General features: G+C 45.2%; 16 protein-coding genes and 1 tRNA gene. 6 read left to right on the forward strand and 11 right to left on the reverse strand.

The window, feature by feature from the left end; all coding sequences use genetic code 11:
- Positions 1 to 4 precede the first annotated feature (4 nt).
- Positions 5 to 1,324: an RNA polymerase factor sigma-54 gene (gene rpoN / locus NST47_RS31345; RefSeq protein ID WP_341158633.1), complete on the reverse strand. Its 1,320-nt coding sequence runs from the start codon at positions 1,322 to 1,324 to the stop codon at positions 5 to 7.
- 292 nt (positions 1,325 to 1,616) lie between these two features.
- A complete protein-coding gene (locus NST47_RS31350) occupies positions 1,617 to 2,192 on the reverse strand; it encodes a DUF5710 domain-containing protein (RefSeq protein WP_341158634.1) in 576 nt (191 codons plus the stop codon).
- Positions 2,193 to 2,531: 339 nt separating this feature from the next.
- On the opposite strand from NST47_RS31350, the gene NST47_RS31355 reads away from it, so the two are divergent.
- On the forward strand, positions 2,532 to 4,166 hold the full coding sequence (locus NST47_RS31355; RefSeq protein WP_341158635.1) for an Ig-like domain-containing protein: 1,635 nt from the start codon (positions 2,532 to 2,534) through the stop codon (positions 4,164 to 4,166).
- Positions 4,167 to 4,232: 66 nt separating this feature from the next.
- Complete coding sequence (locus NST47_RS31360) at positions 4,233 to 4,856, forward strand: hypothetical protein (protein ID WP_341158636.1); 624 nt, start codon at positions 4,233 to 4,235, stop codon at positions 4,854 to 4,856.
- Positions 4,857 to 4,921: 65 nt separating this feature from the next.
- Here the strand turns inward: NST47_RS31360 and NST47_RS31365 are convergent, their stop codons facing one another.
- Positions 4,922 to 6,562 (reverse strand): stalk domain-containing protein, encoded by a 1,641-nt coding sequence (locus NST47_RS31365; RefSeq protein WP_341158637.1) that lies wholly within the window; start codon positions 6,560 to 6,562, stop codon positions 4,922 to 4,924.
- Between the two features lie 487 nt (positions 6,563 to 7,049).
- On the opposite strand from NST47_RS31365, the gene NST47_RS31370 reads away from it, so the two are divergent.
- Complete coding sequence (locus tag NST47_RS31370; protein ID WP_341158638.1) at positions 7,050 to 7,217, forward strand: hypothetical protein; 168 nt, start codon at positions 7,050 to 7,052, stop codon at positions 7,215 to 7,217.
- A 73-nt stretch (positions 7,218 to 7,290) separates the two neighbouring features.
- Here the strand turns inward: NST47_RS31370 and NST47_RS31375 are convergent, their stop codons facing one another.
- The 4 genes from NST47_RS31375 to NST47_RS31390 all read right to left on the reverse strand — a co-directional run bounded on the left by NST47_RS31375 (position 7,291) and on the right by NST47_RS31390 (position 8,918).
- On the reverse strand, positions 7,291 to 7,581 hold the full coding sequence (locus tag NST47_RS31375; RefSeq protein ID WP_341158639.1) for an alpha/beta-type small acid-soluble spore protein: 291 nt from the start codon (positions 7,579 to 7,581) through the stop codon (positions 7,291 to 7,293).
- 185 nt (positions 7,582 to 7,766) lie between these two features.
- Positions 7,767 to 7,837 (reverse strand) — tRNA-Gly (locus tag NST47_RS31380).
- A 185-nt stretch (positions 7,838 to 8,022) separates the two neighbouring features.
- The gene (locus tag NST47_RS31385; protein ID WP_341158640.1) at positions 8,023 to 8,478 is read right to left on the reverse strand and encodes a DUF6884 domain-containing protein; all 456 of its coding nucleotides are present in this window, start codon (positions 8,476 to 8,478) and stop codon (positions 8,023 to 8,025) included.
- Positions 8,475 to 8,918: a hypothetical protein gene (locus NST47_RS31390; protein ID WP_341158641.1), complete on the reverse strand. Its 444-nt coding sequence runs from the start codon at positions 8,916 to 8,918 to the stop codon at positions 8,475 to 8,477. The genes NST47_RS31385 and NST47_RS31390 overlap by 4 nt, the downstream gene beginning before the upstream one ends.
- Positions 8,919 to 9,026: 108 nt before the next feature.
- On the opposite strand from NST47_RS31390, the gene NST47_RS31395 reads away from it, so the two are divergent.
- Together NST47_RS31395 and NST47_RS31400 are read left to right on the forward strand one after the other, a co-directional pair.
- On the forward strand, positions 9,027 to 9,947 hold the full coding sequence (locus NST47_RS31395; protein ID WP_341158642.1) for an aldo/keto reductase: 921 nt from the start codon (positions 9,027 to 9,029) through the stop codon (positions 9,945 to 9,947).
- A 152-nt stretch (positions 9,948 to 10,099) separates the two neighbouring features.
- Positions 10,100 to 11,287, forward strand: coding sequence for an MFS transporter (locus NST47_RS31400; protein WP_341158643.1), 1,188 nt, complete (start codon positions 10,100 to 10,102; stop codon positions 11,285 to 11,287).
- 96 nt (positions 11,288 to 11,383) lie between these two features.
- Here NST47_RS31400 and NST47_RS31405 read toward each other — a convergent pair whose 3' ends face one another.
- The 4 genes from NST47_RS31405 to nikR form a co-directional block, all read right to left on the reverse strand.
- Positions 11,384 to 13,144, reverse strand: a complete 1,761-nt coding sequence (locus tag NST47_RS31405) for a putative bifunctional diguanylate cyclase/phosphodiesterase (RefSeq protein WP_341158644.1) — start codon at positions 13,142 to 13,144, stop codon at positions 11,384 to 11,386.
- Positions 13,145 to 13,293: 149 nt separating this feature from the next.
- Positions 13,294 to 14,964, reverse strand: a complete 1,671-nt coding sequence (locus NST47_RS31410) for a copper resistance CopC/CopD family protein (protein ID WP_341158645.1) — start codon at positions 14,962 to 14,964, stop codon at positions 13,294 to 13,296.
- A gap of 30 nt (positions 14,965 to 14,994) precedes the next feature.
- Positions 14,995 to 15,399: a DUF2203 domain-containing protein gene (locus tag NST47_RS31415; protein WP_341158646.1), complete on the reverse strand. Its 405-nt coding sequence runs from the start codon at positions 15,397 to 15,399 to the stop codon at positions 14,995 to 14,997.
- Positions 15,400 to 15,410: 11 nt separating this feature from the next.
- The gene (gene nikR, locus NST47_RS31420; protein WP_341158647.1) at positions 15,411 to 15,893 is read right to left on the reverse strand and encodes a nickel-responsive transcriptional regulator NikR; all 483 of its coding nucleotides are present in this window, start codon (positions 15,891 to 15,893) and stop codon (positions 15,411 to 15,413) included.
- 254 nt (positions 15,894 to 16,147) lie between these two features.
- Here nikR and NST47_RS31425 point away from each other — a divergent pair, with 254 nt between their 5' ends.
- Positions 16,148 to 20,869 (forward strand): helix-turn-helix transcriptional regulator, encoded by a 4,722-nt coding sequence (locus NST47_RS31425; RefSeq protein WP_341158648.1) that lies wholly within the window; start codon positions 16,148 to 16,150, stop codon positions 20,867 to 20,869.
- Positions 20,870 to 21,274: the final 405 nt, after the last annotated feature.

The raw sequence follows: 21,274 nt of genomic DNA on the forward strand, positions 1-21,274 counted from the left end.
AATACTATGAGGATCTTAATCGAGACGACAAAATATGCAGCGCTTCCCTGTATTTCATCACCGTTCTTCTTGAAATCTGCAAGCCCTGCTGAACCAGTCTATCGGTAATTTGCTGATCGGATAAAGGATTCTGCTTGTCCTCCTCCTTCACAAGCTGCATGATTTGGGCTTTAATGCTTTGTGCGGATGCCGGTTCCTGACCACTTAATTCTAATTTACTGGAAAAGAAATACTTCAAGGGATACACACCACGCGGCGTTTGCACATACTTATTTTTAACCGTCCGGCTGACGGTAGATATATCGAGGTTTAATTGTTCTGAGATCGCTTTCATAATGAGTGGTTTTACATACATCGGGCCTTTCTCCAAAAAGAGCCGCTGCTCTTCCATGACCGCCAGAACCACTCTGCTTATCGTTGCTTTTCTTTGCTCCAGACTACGAATTAACCATTGAATGGATGGCGCATATTGGCCTATGAACGTTTTGGTTTGCTTACAGGAGGTTTCCTTTTTGAGCTGCCTATAGTAATCATTCATGTGCACCTGAGGGTAACATGCCTCATTAATCACCACTGTGTATTGCTCCCCATTTTTGTAAATGACCGCATCCGGCTCGATAGGAGATGCCGTAAAACTGCTGTAGACAAGGCCGGGCCGTGGATTCAATGTTTTGATGTACTGAATGGTTTTTTTGACTTGGTCCAGGGAAATTCCCAATTGGTCTGCTATCGTTCGATGTTTCCCTGCTGCTACCTCCTGCAAATACGCGCTAGTTATACGGGCAGCCTGCTCCAAGGCATCAGGGTCTCTGTTAATTTGAATCAGCAGGCATTCCTGCAGTGACCTGGCGCCGACACCGGCTGGCTCCAAAGCTTGCACACAGCTCAACGCCTCTTCTATATCCTCCACAGATCGTCCTAAGCAGGCGCTCACTTCTTCCAAGCTTATCGTCAAATACCCGTCATCATTGAGACTGCCGGCAATAAATTCTGCTATGTCCATATATTTCTGTGGTATAGAGCTAAGGCGAAGCTGGCTAAGCAGCACCATCTCGAGCGATTCCTCCTGCTTGCTGACCACCTTAAACAATGGGTCCTCATAGCTGTCTACTTCCATCGAAGGTTTTGAGGAGAGCGTTTTCTTTCTTGACTGAGGCAATCCAGGATGAAAAGCAACCTCCATCAGCGGATTGTGTATAGTCTGCTCCTCCAAATAGTCCAATAGCTCCGTAGAAGACATTTGCAGCATATGCATGCTCTGCATCAGCATCGTGTTCAATTTCAAATTTTGCGTCTGAGCTATACTTGGGTTCAGATACAGCATATTGATCACCTGTCTTTTTGAAATCGTGTACAGACCTGCTGGTTATTACTGGGTATTCCGCTCGGACATCAGAAACCAAGGCTGCACTATAATCTCATCTTACACCACTATGGAGGGTCTGAGAAGTTAACTGGCCTAATACTGTTTTTCCTGCATTTCCAATGGATTCCTCCATACTGGACGCATGGATGTTTGTGATGATATGGAAAAGGAGCTGCCAACGAATACCTCCGTGACAACTCCTACTTTATCTATTGTATCTGTATGGACAACTTGATCTGAAAATGCCATTCTACTCCATCCAACCTTTTGTGGTCGGCAGCCACTGCTCAAATGGCTTTAGATCGGCATCACCGGGGATATACCAGGATTTATTTCTGGAATTCCATTGCGCTCCCAGCTTTAATGCTTTATCCTTTTCCATCATAGGGACAACCAGTTGTACAGGCCTTATAGCGGGACTTTCGCTCAGCTTTTTTCTCCACTGCTCCAAGGGAATCTCGTTCCAAAGCTCAGTTTGCTCCTCATATACGGCAATAAAACTTTTTTTCATAAGCGTGCTGTTGATTTGCTGGTTATCCACGACAACATAGTTATCACCCTGTCCTGCGTCGCAGTGGGGGCAAACGTGCATAATATATTCCGATTTAATAAAGGCACTGTATCTGTTCTCCAGAATAATCCCGTACTGTTTCGCTAAATCAATCATAGCCGCGGTCTTCTCATAAGCTAATTCGGTATGAAAAAAATACCCGTTAAACAAAAATATCGTGTTGGTCGGCTTATAAAGCAGTATAATGTCCATTTGCTGATCGCACTTGTGGCAATGATAACCGGAGTGTATTTGTACTCCCCATTGTACAGTCATAAACAGCCTCCTTCGGTTTTGCATAGCAAAACTTGCATCATAAGCGAATCCTTGCTTGTCCAAGCCAAACTTACATGGTTAGCAGGTCAGGATTGTGCCAAATTGAGCTTCGTAAGTCATCTAATGGATGATGCGGAGTGAGTGTAATTATGTGCGTCCCCAACGTAGTGTATGTTACAAATTATACCACAAAAATCGTTTCATTCACACTGCTTGACCCCTTAAATTCCCTATCTTATTTTATTGATAAATACTTTACTTTTTGTGTGTAAATGTCGATAAAAACAGTATGTAGGTTAATTAATATCATCCAAGAGAATAGAAGGAGACTTGTCGTATATGAATTTACGTATTCCTCAGACACTGCTGCTGTCTGCTTTCCTTTTAAGCTCTAGTCTTACAACTACCCTGTGGTGGGAAACTCCTGTCTATGCAGCTGCCCAAACAGCGACCGATCTCAAAGATTTGCAAGCTAAGCTTGAAGCTGCCATATTCAGTAAACCAGCTTCCTTCAGTGTTACTTACACAGGCGGTGCCTTAACCAAGACCAGTATGAACGCTATACTGGCAGCTATTTATGAGAAAGACGATTATTTACTTTACAGTACGAAGTCTTATGGCTATACGTTGTCATCCGACAAGGATTCTTCGACAATCAACTTAACTTTTACTTACTGGGAAACTGAAGATCAATCCAAAGATGTTGCTGCACGAGTAAGCGATATTTTATCTGAAATTATTACACCTGACATGGACGATTTTCAAAAAGAAAAAGCGATACACGATTGGATCATCTCTAATCTCGCTTACGATACGTCATTGGTACAGCACTCTGCTTACGCCGGACTTTTTGGCAACCAAAAAACAGTATGTCAAGGCTATGCCCTACTCGCCTACCGCATGCTGTCGGATGCAGGACTGGAAAATAAAATTATTGAAGGAACAGCCGGAGGTCAGCTGCACACATGGAATCTGGTCAAGCTGGAAGGCAACTGGTATCACCTTGACACAACCTGGGATGATCCTGTACCCGATACAGCAGGCCGACTTGCCTATGGCTACTACAATCTGACCGACGCTCAGATCAAGTCCAATCACACTTGGAAAAAGAAATATCCAGCCGCAACAGTCGATTTTAATTCCACATTATTGAGCAAAGAAAACACGGATACGGCAAGAGCCGCTTTTTATCAGAAGCTTCAGCAATCGCTTGACCTGGATTATATAAACGATGAATATACGATTTCTACTTCGGCTCAGCTTGCAACCAAAATTAAAGAGACTATGGCCACCAATCAGCCTTCCTTTACCGCTCGTTATACGGGCAAGAAAAGCATTGCCAATGACCTGAAGTCTGCCATTAGCAGCTTCGGTAATATATCGGCATACAGCTACAGCTCACCCGATTATATGCGTACGGCATTAGCCACGGATATATTGCTTACTGTTAATCTAACTTATGGTGATTCGGTTTCGGCGGCTGGCATAACATTAAATAGCACGAGTCTCACGGTAAATGCAGGCAGTACGGCCCCGCTGGTTGCTACCATACAGCCAATGAATGTGTCTAATAAAGGCATTACATGGTCTTCCTCCAATAGCGCCATCGCTACTGTAAGCAATAAAGGTATTGTCTCGGGCAAATCGTCAGGAACCGCTATCATTACGGCTACTACCGCTGACGGAGGGCTCACCGCTGATGCTGAAGTTACTGTGATACAACCCGTCACCCGCATTTCGTTGGGCAAAACCACATTAAATCTCAAGGTTGGCGACCCTGACTTCACATTGACCCCTACAATCGCTCCGACCCATGCGACCAACAAAGATATCACCTGGTCAAGCAGCAACACGTCGGTTGCTACGGTAGATGAAGACGGTAACGTGCACATTCTTGCCTCTGGTAAAGCGGCTATCAGCGCCAAATCACAGAATGGCAAAACCGCCAGTGTCACCCTTAGCATCAAGCCTTAGCTACAGGTTGCGTTAACATCCAAGAAATTGCAATTTGCAAACGAGTGATGCCGGGGGGATAGCTGCATGTATAAACAACTTAGGCTTATAGGAATCATTGGGATCCTTATGGTTACGCTTGGAGCTTGTGTACCACAATCGTTCGCGGGCTCTACTCCAACAGATGAACCTCCACGTGTCGAGTCTGTTGATGTGCCTCCGCCCCAACCAAATTTAAGCGATGAGGACCTCAAGAAATTCCAAGAGTTCATCCCTTCTATCCGGGGTTCCTCTATGATTCAAATAGCCGAGATTCGCAATCAGAATGAAGTCTTTATTCAATTTTATACGAGCTATAAAGAACTCAAAGAAGCTAAACCCGACTCTCCCTTAACCGAAGAGGAGTTCAATAGCTATTTTCCTGCGATCGATACCGTTCATAAGTTGATCATGGAAGTAACCATTCGGCTGCTGCACGAAATTCCTGCAGTTCGTAAAATCACTCTAAACGCGCCATTCAAAAACCAGTTATATGGGATCGACGCCAAAAGACGGTCTATTGAGATGTACCTGAAAGCAAGCTTTAAAAAAATTCATGATGAACCCGGTCAAAAACAATGGAAAGAGCTGGTCAAAAAACTTTTCACTACCAAGGAACGGGATAAATTCGCTCAACGATTTATTCGGCCCTATCCGTCTGCTCCGCTTTAGCGGCACGGACGTCTAATACCAAAAAAGCTTACAGGGAAGGACCCTGCAAGCTTTTTGGTATGGAGTTATTTGCTGACAGTTCCTAATTGAATTTGGGCGATAGAAGCGCCTATTCCCGGCTCGTTTGGCTTATTATCGCCACGCGGCTGGTCAAAGTTGCTTATATACAGGGTATTTCCTACAAAATAAGGACTTGCAGGGAATTCCAAAGGACCATGATTATCGTTATGCGCAACCTCGGTAACCTTTCCATCCAGCGTCACCTTGACAATCGAATTACGCTCATTGGCGCAAACGTACAGGGCCTGGTCCGGGCCGAAGTTAATACCGTCAGCACCATAGAGCAGAGGACTTTTTGCCACCAATTCTGTACTGCCAAGTGAACCATCAGCGTTCACCGTAAAGCGATTAATTTCCCCGCTGCTCGTATTCGATACGTACAGCTTGCCATCCTGACCAAATGCGATTCCATTAACGACAATTAGCTGGTCTGTACGCTCTGCCTGCAGGCCACTTTTAAACGTATGTAACTGCCTATCCGGTGTCACCATATAAATATTCCCATTGGCTCCGCCTGTCACATACAAATTGCCTTTTTTATCGAAAGCCATTCCGTTCGCGCCCGCCACACCGCTGACGTAGGTTTCTACCTGTGCAGTGTCGAACATTCCGCCTTCCAAATCCTTGGCCAGCACCCTCAGGATGACACCCTCCTGACCGCCGCTCGCCATATACAGATTACCGGCTGCATCTAATCCGAGACCTGTTGCTGCACGCGGCAGCTCGGTTAACACATCCACCTTGCCGCTATCCGCCATAATACGGTACAGCTTCTTTGAATCTGAATCTACCGTAAATACATGGCCCTTGGTATTGGCAATAACACCTTCAGTGCGCATTCCAGTTGCTTTCTGCGGGTCCAAATCAGCCAAAATCGATATTTGCGCGCTGTTGAATTTAATTGTTTGCTTCAAATCAGGTTGAAGCGGCAGTGAATCATTGCCTACCCACTGCACGGTCAATGTATGCTCGCCAGGCTTCATCTGATTGAATGCGATCGGTTCACCTTTATACGAGGTGATAGCCAGCTTGGGATCGAGATCTGTATCGAGCCACACCAGCAGGTGGCCTTCACCTGCCTTGGGCGTTTTGTTTACTGTAAAATCGGTTAACGTTAGATTCTGCGCCAATACTGCTATTTTCAATTCACTGCCCAGAACATATTGCCCTTCGTTAATGCCCAATACCGACAAGCTTGGCTTGCTATCCGAGCCCACACTGACGACACGTGTTTTGGAATCATAACCTATGGAATAACCGAGGGATTCATAGATGAAACGAACCGGTACGTATGGCTTCTCTCCGACGACTTGCAAAGGAGCTGCCAAGGCGAGCTCAACCCCGTTTACTTTAACCGCTTTCATATTTGCCGTAAATTCAAGTGTGCTGCCGGATTTGCGCAAAGCAAGCGTCTTAGCAGCGGCATTCCAAATAATCTCAGCGCCCAATTGTTTCGCAACCTCGTCAGCGGGTCCATACAAACTGTTGTCCACCAAATACGTTCGAGCCGTAAATTCAGCGTCTTTCCCATTTAGCTTGAGCACCATGTCGGATTTCACCGGATCTGCTGCAAATGCAATGGACGAGAGTAAGATCAGACTGCTGGTAGCCACCGCTGTCGCCGTGAGCCATTGTTTAATCTTCATTATTAAGCCTCCTTATAATTTGCATGCTGCTTGTTCCTGTTGTTAGTTACAATCCGTGATGATGGAGTCAGCTACCCATACATTCGATACGTTCCATTACCTTTCCTGCTTAAAACCGACATTCCCTATAAGAGATTTACTCGTAAGATATGGTTTGTTCTATCGTGATCTCCACGTGGCTTGGGGACACTGCGTTGTAAGTGGATTATTAGGGTAATTATAAGTAGCAGACGATTCCCAATAATCTTAGGAAATGGGGTCTTATCATGAATGATTTGTATATCTACGCACCTGTTATTTGTGCCCTTGCCGTTGCTTTTGTCGTTAGTTATATAGCATTTCGCAAGAAGGACGAGAGTGCAAAATAAGCGGATAGGCTTATTCGCTGCTGCCCAGCCAGGATGAAACAGCTTTGACTGAAAATATCCCCGAATATTGTGGATGGAGCATCCTGTTTAGGAAACCCTAACCGTGAGGGGGTGACTTTATGACAGGCAGAAACAATAAACCGGATAATGACGGATCTGCAAGCAATCCGAGTCGGCTGGATCAGTTTGGAGATAAACTTTCCTCCCATAACGAGGAGGAGTTTCGTTCAGCCGTTGACTTGAACACAGAGCAGAATTGTGAAGCTGAAGAACAGGAAAATCAGTAATGACTGTATGATTTCAGACAAAAAGAGGATCGCGACGAGCTCCGGTCCTCTTGTATATATTAAGCATGGAATTTTATTTGTTCTGATTGTTGTTCGTAAGCTGCTGTTGTGCCAATAAAATCATTTCACGAACCATCGATCCGCCAATTTGTCCCCCAATTTTACCAGCCTGCTCTGTTGATAAATGTCCATTGCGTCCTGCTGTGAGCGGGATCCCCAAAGACTGGGCAACCTCGTACTTCACATTTCCAGGTTCATTCATATTAACCGAATACCCCTTTCGTTGCATAACCTCACCCTTGAATCGCTCAACAGCTTGTGAAGCCTGGGGCACGATCAAATTACGTCCTCTTCGTCTGGCCATATCGACATCTCCTTAGTTGGAATGGTTTGTGCGTGTTATCCTTAGGTTGGACTATACAAGCTCTTCCTATGCTTCGCATATGGGAAGAAAGAATGAACCTTCCTGCGCGTAAGGGACACGTCGATACTGGACGAAGCAAAATAAGCAAATAAAAAACCCTTGAGTATCAAGGGTTTAAAGAGATAAGCGGGTGAAGGGAATCGAACCCTCGCCTCAAGCTTGGGAAGCTGGCGTTCTGCCACTGAACTACACCCGCATGAGCGGCATCCACGTCAATGTCGTGTTACCTGCCCATTGATTATAAAGCGTTTTATCGTGATTGTCCAGTAGGGTTTAGCTTGAAACAGGAGCACATAAGCTGAGATTAACAGCAAGCATAAATGCTCGTCTCTAATGATCCCAAACAAGGGTTCCTGGAAGACGAGCTTCTTAATCTCATACTTATTTTTGAGCTGACGCCACTAACAGCTCGTTGTTCAGCCTTTGCAGCATATAACCAATCCCCTTGCAGTCGCTTAACGGATAAGTCACGCTGCAGCTCGGATCGTAGAGCTGACTCATGACGCGAGCGTGCTTTTTCCCGCCGAGCATAACGATCTCTTTAATGTGATCCAGACGTTTATCTATAAGCTGCTGCCGGAGTGAATCGATACTAATAATGTCTGTGCTTTTGTGGTTGAAAGCCAGATCGTAATTAAAGGGAACGATATCATCGGGCAGCAGAAAACCGTGCTTGGCGGAAAGAATGACCCAATCAGTGAAAAAGGTCACTGCATATCGCTGGCAAGCCTTATGAAAGGCTCCAACATAGGCTTGTCTTGCTTCGGTTGGTCCAGCGGCAGCGTCGATATCCCATATTTTCCTGGACCCGCAGGGAATGATGCATAATCGATTCATGGGGTGGCAGTGGCCGTCTTTTGGGTAGGAGTGATATACTCCGTATACTTCGTAGTGCCAACCTTCCAATCGACAGTGATTTTGTCTATATCTTTCCAGGAAGTCACTTTTGAACTTCCGCTAAGTTCGATTGCCTGCCCACTTTTTAGTGCAACTGGATTAATTACTGGGTATGATGTAGGCTGTTGACCCTTATGTGTGATCGTTACCGATGCTTCATTAATTTCCTCCGTGGACAAGTACTGTATCGCGGTTACTTCCTCCAATGCATTATCTTTGACCAAGTAATTCACGTTTATCTTCCAATGCTCGGATTGCCCCTGTAGGGTTGCAGGCTCCAGTGCTGCACTTGGTGCTGGTGTAGCCGTAGAGTTGCAAGCTGTCAGAACAGCTGCTGCAAGCAATAAGACTATGAGGGGTGCTAGTATACGGTTGCGCATTTCTCTAATCTTCTCCTTGTATGCTTTTAGCTTTATTATCTGCTTTTGACATCCGTTATGCAAATGTCGTTAAATAAAAGGATAACCATTATTCGAGGAGGGATACCTATGAAATATCGTCAATTGGGATCAACAAAGCTGAAAGTATCTGTAATTGGGGTTGGCACTTGGCAGCTTGGAGGCGAATGGGGTAAAACCTACACGCAGCAGGAAGCCGATGCCATTCTGGATCAGGCCAAGGAATCTGGCATCAATCTGATCGATACAGCCGAATGTTATGGAGATCATACCTCGGAATCGCTTATCGGCAACTATATCGAGCGTGGACGCCGTGAGGACTGGGTAATTGCTACAAAGTTCGGTCACCAATTTCATGAGCATATGAACCGCTCCCAGCATTGGTCGCCACAGGAGGTTATCTCCCAATTGGAGGCGTCGCTTCGAGCACTGCGTACGGATTATATCGATGTATATCAATTTCATTCCGGTACGGATGAAGCGTTTGATCAAGACGAGCTGTGGACTTTGCTCCACAAGCAGGTAGAAGCAGGTAAAATCCGTCATCTGGGTACCTCCATCGGCAGCAATGATAATCTGTACCAGACAGAACGTTCAAATAAGGTCGGCTCCGAGGTGATTCAGGTCATTTATAATCGACTGGACCGTAAACCCGAGGAGCGCGTATTCCCGTCATGTGAAGAACAGAATCTTGGGGTATTGGCCCGGGTGCCATTGGCCAGCGGTTATTTGAGCGGAAAATATAAGCCAGGCGCGGTGTTTGCCGACAATGACGTACGTAATGCTCATGATCGGAATGTAACGATAAGCAAGCTGGAGGAAGCTGAGCGCATCAGGCAGCACGAAGTACCCGAAGGCATGAATATGGCTACATGGGCCTTGGCCTGGTGCTTGAAGCATCCTGCTGTTACGGCTGTCATACCCGGTTGCAAAAATGCGGAGCAGGTAATCTCCAATGCCGCAGCTGCCCAATACATATCCGGCAATCACCCACAAAGCTGGAAAGCCTGATTGTACGTTTAATTTATATAGTAAGATAATCCATGTTTTTGAATAGCACCGTCCATGTAAATTGACCGCTTATCAAGGTATGCTAATCCGTGAACATACTTCAAGGGCCAATTTCTGCCTCTGCCGCCCTCATACGAAAGGTTCTGAAGCAGATGAAAGTTTCGACCCGTATTTATTTGGATGCCGGATTGCAAAACATGAAAAGCGTGTTTTTCTTCACCTTTCTGGGGGTATTAATCGCCCGGTTGGGAGCTACCAATTTCCAAATTTCTTTATCCAATTCGCTTCCGCCTCTGTTTTGTGCGCTTTCGCTAGCTTTCCTTACGCGACAGCTCCCATTAACCAGAGGCGTTTTTTTGACAAGCGGATATGTGCGGCAAGGTGCATTTTTGTGCATGGCCTTTTCCGTATTGCTCCCCAATCCGATCCCTTATTTGATGATTTTCTGGTCGATCAATGCCGTATCGGTCATGATCAGCAGTGCCCAGCAGCCAGCCATTTTACGTAAATGGGTGGCACCATCCGAGTTTCCACGCATTTTTAGCAACAATAAAATTATTGGAATTATTATTGTCACGATAGGAAGCTTTACTGTCGGTCATTTTCTTGATATTTACAACTGGATGTTTCCCAAAAACTATGTCATTTCGATGCTGATCGGCTGCTTTGCCACTTTTGCCGGAATGTCGCTTATTGCCGAGCTCGCCCCACGTGAAAAAATGAAGTTCAAATGGTCCAAGGTTCATCCATTTCAGGAATGTGATCGAAGAACCTGGTGGATCGGTCTTAATAATACAGGGATTGCGATGGTAGCACCTTTATTCGTCATTTACCATGTCAATGTGCTCAAGCTTAGCAACGCACAAATCGCCTATTTCGTTGTTACGGCAGGTATCGTCTCCACCCTGCTGCTCCCGGTAGCACGCCGTTTGATGGAGCGCTACGGGATTCTCAAGGTATATGGCGTTGCTGTAATCGGTATGGCGCTTGCGATAATCCCCTATGGATTTATTCAATCGTTCTGGCTGCTGCTCGTAATTCAAGGCTGGGTGGGTGTATGCCTGGCCGTCCATGAAGTTTCTTCACAGACCATGATGATGAATGAAGCAGCGCGGCATGACAAAGAAATGGCTTATTTCTCTGACTTTCAATTAGTCATGAATCTGGGCAACGGAATTGGAGCACTTCTGGCAGGTGCACTAATCGCCTTTCTGCCGATCTGGGGCTGTTTTATTACCATTGCCATTATACGGGTACTTTTCTATCTGACATATCGTTCTTCACAAGCTAGTGAGGTCAAAGAGCAGCTTGCACTGCCGAACGCATCGGCCAAGCTGTAGGGAAAATTACAGGACATACAGGCGTGGAAATGAATTCAAAAAACACTTCAACAACACTTTATTAGTGGGTTTGAAGTGTTTTTTGATTGGCTTCACCTACACGACATGGTGCGTCGCAATCGTTGGCATCATGTGAGTAAGCTCATGAGCAGGCAAGGGCCTGCTGTATATGTAACCTTGGATTTCTCTGCATTCCACACTAGTCAGGAATTCAAGCTGTTCATTGGTTTCTACACCTTCTGCGATAACATTCAGCTTCAAACTGTGGGCCATTGCAATAATCGCCTGAACGATAGCCGCATCATCCGGATCAAAGGTGAGCCCCCGCACAAATTCCTGGGCAATTTTCAGCTTATGGATCGGGAATCTTTTCAAATAGGTTAATGAAGAATAGCCTGTTCCAAAGTCATCTATTGAAATCTGAACGCCATGGTTACGCAGTATCTGCAGCTTGTGAATAACTTGATCAACCTGAAACATCGCTATGCCTTCCGTAATCTCAAGCTCCAGGTATTGCGGGTCCAAGCCACTTTCCTGCAAGGCATCCAGCACAACCTCAACAAAGCAGCCTTGATGAAATTGAATAGGAGAAATGTTGACAGCCATTTTCATCGGTTCAAAGCCTGCCTGCTGCCAAGCCACATTTTGCTTGCACGCCGTCCGCAATACCCACTCTCCGATTGGAATAATGAGTCCGGTTTCCTCGGCTAATGGTATGAATTCCCCTGGAGGTATTAAACCGAGGTTCGGATGCCTCCAGCGCAGTAGTGCCTCCATGCCTATGATACGGTTACTTTCGATCTTAATCTGGGGCTGGTAGAACAAAACAAATTGTTCTTCCTCCAATGCTTTGTTCAGCCATTCCTCCATGATCAAGGTTTGAATGGCCGTATCATTCATCTCTGCTGTATACCTTTGGAATCCGGTCTTTCCATGCTCTTTGACTCGATACATTGCCGTATCCGCATTTTTCATCAATGTGACAGGATCACCCCCGTCATCCGGATATAAGGCGATACCGATGCTGCAGCCGATGCGCAGTTCATGTCCCTGCAGCTTAAAGGGAAGCGTTAGCACGGTTAAAAGCTTTTGTGCGACTGTATGTGCATCCTCTGCATGTGTTAATTCTTCGATGAGCACACAAAATTCGTCGCCTCCCGGTCGGGAAATGTGATCAATCGATCGCAAGCTGCAGCGCAGACGATCTGCCGCTTCAATAAGGAGCAAATCGCCGAAGTTATGACCGAACGTATTATTCACATTTTTAAAACGGACCAGATCAATGAACAAGACAGCTAATGATTGATTGTTGAGCTTATGGTGTACGATTGCGGTTTCCATGTGCTCCTCGAACATTTTTCGATTGGGAAGGCCTGTTAGCATATCATGATGCGCCAGGAAAAACAGCTTCGATTCCAACTTTTCCTGATGCCTGTTATCCATTAAAGCAAAGTACAGCATTGGTGGCATAAATAGAAGCAGTCCGGCAATATCGTATAACGTATACAGCATACCCTTGTGAATATCCGCATACGGAGTGAACATTCGGATACCCACCTCCACCAACTCTGCAATGACGAATAGCAGAATCAATAAAGGAATAAAGTAAGCCGTTTTCATCTCCCTCCGTCTAGCCAAAACATATACGAATGGAACGACTACGAGCAGGGCAAAACCTGTCATCAAATAATTCAACAAATCCAATTCCATTCCAAGTACAATTCTGGATGAGATGATTACGGCATAAGAGCAGAACGTAACCAACCCTATGCATAGCAAGGAGGCATTATTCATGCTACCGCTTGTCCACTTATTTCCTTCTCCGACTTCATTGGACATGACCTTTTTATTATTCATGATGTGCCTCAGCTTCCTTAAAGGAATATCCTCTATCCATCTATATCCTCATTTTACCTTTTTCGATTAAATTCGACAATAGGAAGATAGACCAAAAGGCCTAATATCCAACTTAAAGATAATAGGCCTTTATTATTACTGCATCACGATTAAAATACACGAATTTCTTTGACATATACGGTCTCATCATCGTTACTGTTCATGGCACGTACTTCCAGCTTCCAATAACCAGGATATGGAAGATAGGCACCGCGCGACTTGTATGTGTACTGCTTCATTCCGTAGGTTTCTTCCATGCCATTATTATTGTCCGTTTGCTTCAACGGTACTTCAAGCGGAGCTATCTCGGGTGAACGCATATCCTGCAGCTTCAGCATGACCTGTTTAGGTTTGCCCAGCTCTTCCGGAAGCCAGATCTTCACCGTGAAGTCGTTAACTCCCGGGTTATTCGGTGAGATTTGCGCTGTCATATGAATTTTATCACCCATCACATGCCAGCTCAGCGGCTCGTTCGTTGGCAGCGGAGTTAAATAGGTGAATACACCGACAATTGCAACAATCATTAGTGCCAGGATGGCATCAATTTTAAGCAGGGAGCCAATTCCCGAAATCCCATTGCGTCGATGGTAGAAGCGAAGCAGTGAGCCGGTCACAATAACGAGCAATACCAGTGCGCTTTTGAACAACAGCAGCTTGCCCCATTGAGTTTCTACTATATAGAAAACATCCGGCAGCATAATAAATACCGACAATACACCGGATACGACAAGCACAGCCAGACTGGCTAGTGCGACTCCTGAAACACGCGGGAATAAGGCAATCGCTTCATCCCTGCTGCGTTTCCACAATACGAGAAGCATCAGCAGTCCGGCTACCCATAGGGATGCAGCAGCCAAATGAACGACATCCAGCATTACAGTTTGATTCACTGGCTCAAAGGCTGCCGCGTGGCCGTTTAGGCTCTTGAACAGCCAAATGAGAACGACCCACAATAGATCGATCCATACACTGCGGAATAACACGACGAACCCAAGAAGCGACAGTACCAACGAGGCCACCCACACATATCCGATACTCGTATGCGTGAACAGCATGGCAAGCGCCTCTGAACCACCGTCCCCAACCATTGCAAACAAATGCGTGAACATCATAAAAATAAAAGCGACCACAAAGCCCCTTTGCAGCTGTAACGTCCAGCCTTGAAGCACAGAATGCGTGGTCTCTCCCTTAATACCACTAAATCGCAGCCAAAGCACCCAGCCGGTAAACGCCAGCATAAAAGCATAATAAATAATTCTCGAGATGAAATGAATAATATCTGTAAATTTAACGCCATCGGATAGGCCTGATGTATGCAAATGTTCACTATTCCCCGTCGTACCTGTCGGTATATTGCTTAGGGTTTGCCCAACAGCGAACAAATACGTCGAATCCACCGGATGCCCGTCCGAAGATATCACATGATAACTAACGAGATAATTGCCTTGTCCCAGATTGGGCAGGTCCAGCGTCAGCTTTGTGCGCTCCTGATTGATTTGTGCCTTGTTGGTCGTAACCTGCTTTTTGTTGGTATCCATCACTCGAATCCAGAACACACCGTCTTCGAGACGCTCGTTAAAAGTTAAAGCAATTTGGGCAGGTGGTTGATCCAGCTCCGCATTGGCAGGCGGTACGGATTCCAGCAAACCGGCATGTGCTCCTGCGAGTTGGGGTATTCCCAGCAGCAGGGTAAACACGAGCAAACTGATGATAAGCGTTCCCATCAGCCTTTGAACATACGCCGATTGTTTTCCCAGGTGCTTCATTCGTACGCTTGACATACTCCCAAATCCTCCTCGTGCAGTCCCCGGTTATTCTTCGGCAAGCTTTTTTCTGCCCGCAAAGCCATCTTCCATTCCATGGTAATGCGTAATGCTGTCCTCTCCCTGCCGCCAACACAACAGTACCTCATGTCCGTTCCATATGGCTGGGAAATCGACGAGTCCCGTGTCAATATCTTTTAATTGCACACCCTTTAATTCAAAGCTCTTCACAATCGTATTGCCTTCCATCTGTAAAAAATCCATTTCACATTCCAAGGTAAAAAATGGATCCCTGCCCGCAGGCGGCACATGCTTGCGAAAATAAGCTTTCAGCAGCTGCAGCTCGTTGTGTTTCTCACGATATTGCTGTTTAATGCCTTGCAGCTTCTCAATATCCAATTTCACAAAAGGAATCATTGCATTAGCTTCTGACAATGTAAAATAAGTAGTCACTTGTTCATCCCCTATTCAAGTTCATTGTGGTGATGGTCGTGGTCATGATGATGATGTCCATGTCCAGCCGGGTCCGTTTCATCTACATGAGTAACAGAAAGCTCAGCATAGCCCACACCCTTTAATACCTGTATGCGCTGCTGTAGATCGCGAAGACGACTGACAATCCCTCTAACTACAATGACCTCAAGACATTGATGCTGGTTAAGATGAATGTGAAGGGTCGAATTGATTTCTTGATGGTACTGATGCTGAAGATCGGTTAGAACCATAGGCAAATCACTGACATGATGATCATACACGAGGACAATCGTTCCCGCAGCCATCTGTTCGGTTTGAATATGACCCGGAGCCAGCAGTGCTCTGCGAACCAAATCCCGAACAGCTTCCGAACGGTTGTCATATCCTTGGCTGACCAGCATGGCATCGAATTGTTCAATCAGCGATTGCGGCATAGAGATGCCGAATCTGACGAGCGCTTCTTTATCGTTCATATTTTTGTCTCCTTAGAGATACATAGTCTATTACCCCAAAGCCCCGCTTATTGCTTTAAATGTAGCACATCCACGAGCTACAAACCAAATTTTTCACGTTAATGTCACACTTAAAGTCAGTTATGAGAATTCTCAATTTACAGGTGTCCATGAACCAGGAGGAGATGGAAGAAAACAATGATTTCATTTGCTTGTCTACTCACGTATGCTACTATAGAATGACTAACTACATGGATAGTAAGGTGATTTCCAATATGTCTACTTTTGATCGATATACGAATACAAAATTAGTCGCTCAGCAAGAGAAGTATATCATTTATCGAGGCTATGCCCGTACAAACAGTTCATATGTCCTCGTCAAAGCTCTTACATCTGCATCTCCTCATATAAACGATATTACGAAGCTGATCCATGAATACGAAATTTCCAAAGGCATCTCTCATGAAGGTTTTGTCAAATCCATTAGCTTAGAAAAACAAGGCTCCGTCCTTGCTCTGACTATGGAGGATTTCGACAGTATCCCCCTCACAACGTATCTTCAATCGAAGCCTGTACCCCTTCAAGTGTTTTTTCCGATTGCCATTCAGCTCAGCAAAGCTCTCAACGAGCTTCATCATCAGCATCAACTTGTTCACAAAGATATTCATCCCGGTAATATTCTGATAGATCCCACTACACTTAAAGTGAAAATTCACGGCTTTGGTCTCACCACCAGCCTTGCCCTGGCTCATCAGGCATTCGAAGGAACACCCGCTTATATGTCGCCGGAACAAACAGGAAGAATGAATCGGACGGTAGATTATCGATCAGACCTGTATTCGCTTGGAATTACCTTGTACGAAATGCTGTCAGGACGAGTTCCTTTTCAAGCTCTGGACCCGATTGAATGGATTCATGCTCATATCGCCAAAGAACCCCTTGCAGTTGACACCTACAATAAAGAAATCCCTGCTCTTGTTTCCCAAATGATCATGAAGCTGACAGCCAAAAATAGGGAAGAGCGGTATCAAAGTGCGTATGGTCTATCGGCTGATCTGGAAGCTTGCTATAAGCAATGGTCAGAAACAGGCAGCATCGCTAGCCATGCGCTTGATCAGGCCGCTCTGTACGGTGATTTTGAAATTCCGCAAAAGGTTTATGGACGTGAGCAGGAGACTGCTCAACTGTTAGAATGCTTTGATAGGTTCGTGGAACTCGGTAATAAAGAAGCCGTGCTCATTACGGGTCACGCGGGCATTGGTAAAACATCATTAATCAAAGAAATATATAAACCGATCGTTGAACAAAAAGGGTACTTCATTTCCGGCAAATTCGTTCAGATCAATCGACACATTCCATATGAACCGATTATCCAGGCATTTCGTGACTTAATTGTAGAGGTTCGTTCAGAGCATAGCGATAAGTTAATGGTTTGGAAGGAGCAGCTTGTTCACACACTGGGAACGAACCTATCTGTCATTGTTGATGTTATCCCCGAGCTTACATCAATTATCGGTATAACACCACCAGCAGATGTTTTGCTGCCTATGGAATCGCAAAATCGTCTACAGCTGGCCTTTCGCCAATTTGTTCAAGTAGTTGCGAGCAAAGAGCATCCACTTGTTATTTTTCTCGATGATCTGCAATGGGCGGATCCGGCGTCCTTACAGCTTCTGGAAATCATCATGACGGACTCGAATATCGATTATTTGTTTGTTATCGGCGCTTATCGAGATCATGAAGTGCAGCATTCCAGTGCTGCCTCCCAGCAAATGGACAAGCTCCAAAAGTCCGGTTTGTCCGTTCATTCCATACAATTGGGTCCGGTAAAGATGGCTGATCTGAACAGGATGGTTGCGGATACGCTGCATTGCGACATTCAAGCATCATGGAGTTTGGCTGCTGCTCTATTTCGCAAAACCTCAGGAAACCCTTTTTTCTTTAAATTGCTGTTCGAAACTACGTATAAGGAGCTGCTGCTGACATATAACGTTCGCGAGCGTCTATGGGAGTGGAATCTGGAACGTATAGAAAACATTCAACATTCCGCTGAAATGCTGGAATTTATTATTGACCAAATTGGCAAGCTGCCAAGCGGTACGCAAGTCGTATTGAGCCTGGCAGCCTGCTCGGGCAACCAGTTTGATTTACATATGGTTGCCGCTATGAATGGACAAGACAGCTACCAGACGGCAGCAGACTTGAAAACCGCTGTCATGGAAGGATTGATTCTACCTCTGAGCGAACCAGCCAGCCACATATTGGAAAGCTCCATGGAGATGGTAGCCTCCGGATGTTTTCAAGATCAACCCTTGATGTTTCGATTTATGCACGATCGGATTCAGCAGGCCGCTTATTCGATCATGGAAGAGGAACAAAGAATGCAAGCTCATCAACAGGCTGGCGCTTTTCTGCTTCAGCATACGGACAGCAAGGAACGGGACATGCGTTCATTTGAAATTGCCAATCATTATAATCAAACAATCCATAGTGCCATCAACGAACCGCCTCGGGAACTTCTACTTGAGCTCAATATCCGTGCAGGACGTCAAGCAAAAGCTTCATCTGCCTTTGAAGCGGCTTCCCAATATTATCAGAAGGCCGTTCATTTCATCGAGGAAAAGGATTGGAGCATCAGATTCGAGTTCTGTTTCGAGCTTTTATTGGAGCATATGGAGTGCCTTTATCTCAGTGGCAGCCCAAGCACGGCAGAGCAGCTTGTTGAGTCTATGCTCCATCGTGCCCAATCCCAAAGCAAACGTATCCAGGTTCGCCTTATCCAAATTACGCATTACGTCAATACGGGAAAATATGTCGATGCCATAACTCTTGGATTGGATAGCCTGCAGGAGTACGAAATTCGGATTCCCCGATACCCAAATAAAGAGATTGTTCTTCAGGAAAGAGAAGCTGCCCATGAGCTGATCAATCGTGACATGCACAGGCTATTGGAATTGCCGGAGGTACAAGATACGGATCTACTGGCTGCGATGAATTTGATGCTCACCTTAATACTGCCTGCTTTGATTTCCGACAAGGACGTTTATACCCTGCTTATATCCACTTATATGAAGCTTTCCATTGAATATGGCAACTGCCCCGCTTGTGCTTTGGCTTATGGGTCATACGGGATTCACGCTAGCTTTGTTTTGGGGAAATATGAGATCGGACAACAGCTCGCTAAAATCGCCTACCAGCTTTCAGAGAAATATCCGCTTCCATCGATCCGGGGAAAAGTTTATTTTATGGTAGGCAAGGTGCTTAATCAATGGGAAGACAATGAAGCACACAATAAGGCTTATTGGGTCCAAGGAATTCAACTGAGCATGAACAATGGGGACTATATATATGCCCGCTTGGCTATGGCTGACCATGTGAATTATACGTACACGCGCAAAAAACTGGAAGAGCTGCATGATCTTGTCCAGTCGTATTTGTCAACTATCGCCCAAAGCAAAAAAACTTATCGTATCATCACCTTATATAATTATTTGCAACTGATCTCGGATCTTCAGGGATTAACCAATGACATCATTACTATGGATATTACCCAATTGAATGAATATAACTCTGTTATCAATGAGTCTGGGGGGACGGAATTCAAAGCGCTTCAATCTTTCAGAAATTACACCTATAAAACACAAATCCATTATTTACTCGGAAATTACTCCCAGGCAATTCAAGCAGCTGAACGTGCTGTTGCATTCATCGAATACACTTCGTTTCTCGCACATGTACCTGAGCATCATTTTTATTATTCATTGGCTATTAGCGCGGCTTGGGATACGTTTACAACTACGGAGAAACAGTACCAATGGACTCTGCTGGAGCATTACCAATTGACAATGAAGCAGTGGGCAGAGGTTAATCCTTCCTACTACATGCATAAATATAAGCTGATAACCGCCGAAATGGCACGCATATCCGGTGATGTATCAACCTCAATAACCTTGTATCACGAATCGATAATGGCTGCCCGAGATAGCGGCTATATTCAGAATGAAGCTATTGCGAGTGAGCTTTTTGCCAAGCTGTATTTGGCCAAGGGAATCGATAAAGTGGCCCGGGTTTACATGACCGATGCGTATGAAGGCTATATCAGCTGGGGCGCACAGGTTAAAGCTCGCGACCTATTGAGCAAATATCCCGAGCTCTTACCTTCTGACAGCACCTTTAACGGTGAGCTTGTGATGAATCGGACGCCAGAAGTCAAAGAATCCTCCAATCCCATTGATTTGGCCAGCATCCTGAAGGCGGCACAATCCTTTTCCAATGAAATCAATCTGGAGCAGCTGCTGTTCAAGCTGATGGGTATACTTATCGAAAATGCAGGCGCACAAAAGGGTTGTTTGCTGGTATCCGAAGGAACGTCCCTATTAACGAAGGTTTACGTAGAAGCGGGGGATCGCTTACTCACATCTCTGGAATCCATCCCTTTGGAGCACTGCGAGTATGTATCATCAGGTGTTGTAAGCTATGTAAGCCGAACTGAGCAAGTCGTTAGCATCGATGACGCACGGATAGATAAGCAATTATCGGATGACACGTATATCATCAAGCAGCAGCCCAAGTCGATCCTTTGTTTTCCTATTTTGAAGCCTGACCATCCAGCGTTGATTCTGTATCTGGAAAATAACCTGACGACACATGCATTTACAGCGGACAGGATCGATGTTGTACAAATGCTCTCATTTCAAGTTTACTTCGTGTTAACCCTGCTGCAATCCTATGGCAAAACAACGATTCCGATAGCGACGACTCATTCAGCCAAAATACCTGCCTCTCTTGTTGATCCGCTGACTAGCCGGGAGCTGGAAGTATTAAATTTAGTAGCTAAAGGGTTGTCCAATCTGGAAATAGGCGACCAATTGGGTGTTGTGGTGGGGACCGTCAAAAATCACATCCAAAATATATACAGTAAGCTGGAGGTTAACAAAAGAACGAAGGCCGTCTCCCAAGCAAGGGAATTGAAGCTATTGAATGAGGATTCTACGTAACGATTAACGAAAAAGTCAACCAAGCTATTGAACTCTTACAACGTGTAGGTCTATCCGCCTATTTTTTATTCAGCTGATTTTCCGATCCATTTAGAACATCTCGCTTATTTATCCGTAATTGACCGATTATGGCGAAATACAGCCATTTATGATAAAGCCCAAACCTTTCAGAACTATTTTTCGGGAAAATTAAGAGATTGACACGACACCATATATTGAGGTAAATTCATTTTACGGCTTCAAAAGCAACTAGATCTTGTGTGATCCACTATCATATGTCATTTGTTTTGTCAATGTGTTTTGCACAAACTTTTTAACTTCCATGCATGCAGCTGATGACTGGCATGTGCCTGTTTTGTCAACAGGACAACATGCTTTTTCCTTGTCTAAAAACGGACACCGTAT

The sequence above is a fragment of the Paenibacillus sp. FSL H8-0034 genome, from assembly GCF_038000305.1.
Taxonomy (GTDB): Bacteria; Bacillota; Bacilli; order Paenibacillales; family NBRC-103111; genus Paenibacillus_S.

What these genes read in the sequence shown, in the direction of transcription:
- rpoN (WP_341158633.1), bottom strand. Translation starts at nt 1,324, where the DNA reads ATGCTGTATCTGAACCCAAGTATAGCTCAGACGCAAAATTTGAAATTG.
- NST47_RS31350 (WP_341158634.1), bottom strand. Translation starts at nt 2,192, where the DNA reads ATGACTGTACAATGGGGAGTACAAATACACTCCGGTTATCATTGCCAC.
- NST47_RS31355 (WP_341158635.1), top strand. Translation starts at nt 2,532, where the DNA reads ATGAATTTACGTATTCCTCAGACACTGCTGCTGTCTGCTTTCCTTTTA.
- NST47_RS31360 (WP_341158636.1), top strand. Translation starts at nt 4,233, where the DNA reads ATGTATAAACAACTTAGGCTTATAGGAATCATTGGGATCCTTATGGTT.
- NST47_RS31365 (WP_341158637.1), bottom strand. Translation starts at nt 6,562, where the DNA reads ATGAAGATTAAACAATGGCTCACGGCGACAGCGGTGGCTACCAGCAGT.
- NST47_RS31370 (WP_341158638.1), top strand. Translation starts at nt 7,050, where the DNA reads ATGACAGGCAGAAACAATAAACCGGATAATGACGGATCTGCAAGCAAT.
- NST47_RS31375 (WP_341158639.1), bottom strand. Translation starts at nt 7,581, where the DNA reads ATGGCCAGACGAAGAGGACGTAATTTGATCGTGCCCCAGGCTTCACAA.
- NST47_RS31385 (WP_341158640.1), bottom strand. Translation starts at nt 8,478, where the DNA reads ATGAATCGATTATGCATCATTCCCTGCGGGTCCAGGAAAATATGGGAT.
- NST47_RS31390 (WP_341158641.1), bottom strand. Translation starts at nt 8,918, where the DNA reads ATGCGCAACCGTATACTAGCACCCCTCATAGTCTTATTGCTTGCAGCA.
- NST47_RS31395 (WP_341158642.1), top strand. Translation starts at nt 9,027, where the DNA reads ATGAAATATCGTCAATTGGGATCAACAAAGCTGAAAGTATCTGTAATT.
- NST47_RS31400 (WP_341158643.1), top strand. Translation starts at nt 10,100, where the DNA reads ATGAAAGTTTCGACCCGTATTTATTTGGATGCCGGATTGCAAAACATG.
- NST47_RS31405 (WP_341158644.1), bottom strand. Translation starts at nt 13,144, where the DNA reads ATGAATAATAAAAAGGTCATGTCCAATGAAGTCGGAGAAGGAAATAAG.
- NST47_RS31410 (WP_341158645.1), bottom strand. Translation starts at nt 14,964, where the DNA reads ATGTCAAGCGTACGAATGAAGCACCTGGGAAAACAATCGGCGTATGTT.
- nikR (WP_341158647.1), bottom strand. Translation starts at nt 15,893, where the DNA reads ATGAACGATAAAGAAGCGCTCGTCAGATTCGGCATCTCTATGCCGCAA.
- NST47_RS31425 (WP_341158648.1), top strand. Translation starts at nt 16,148, where the DNA reads ATGTCTACTTTTGATCGATATACGAATACAAAATTAGTCGCTCAGCAA.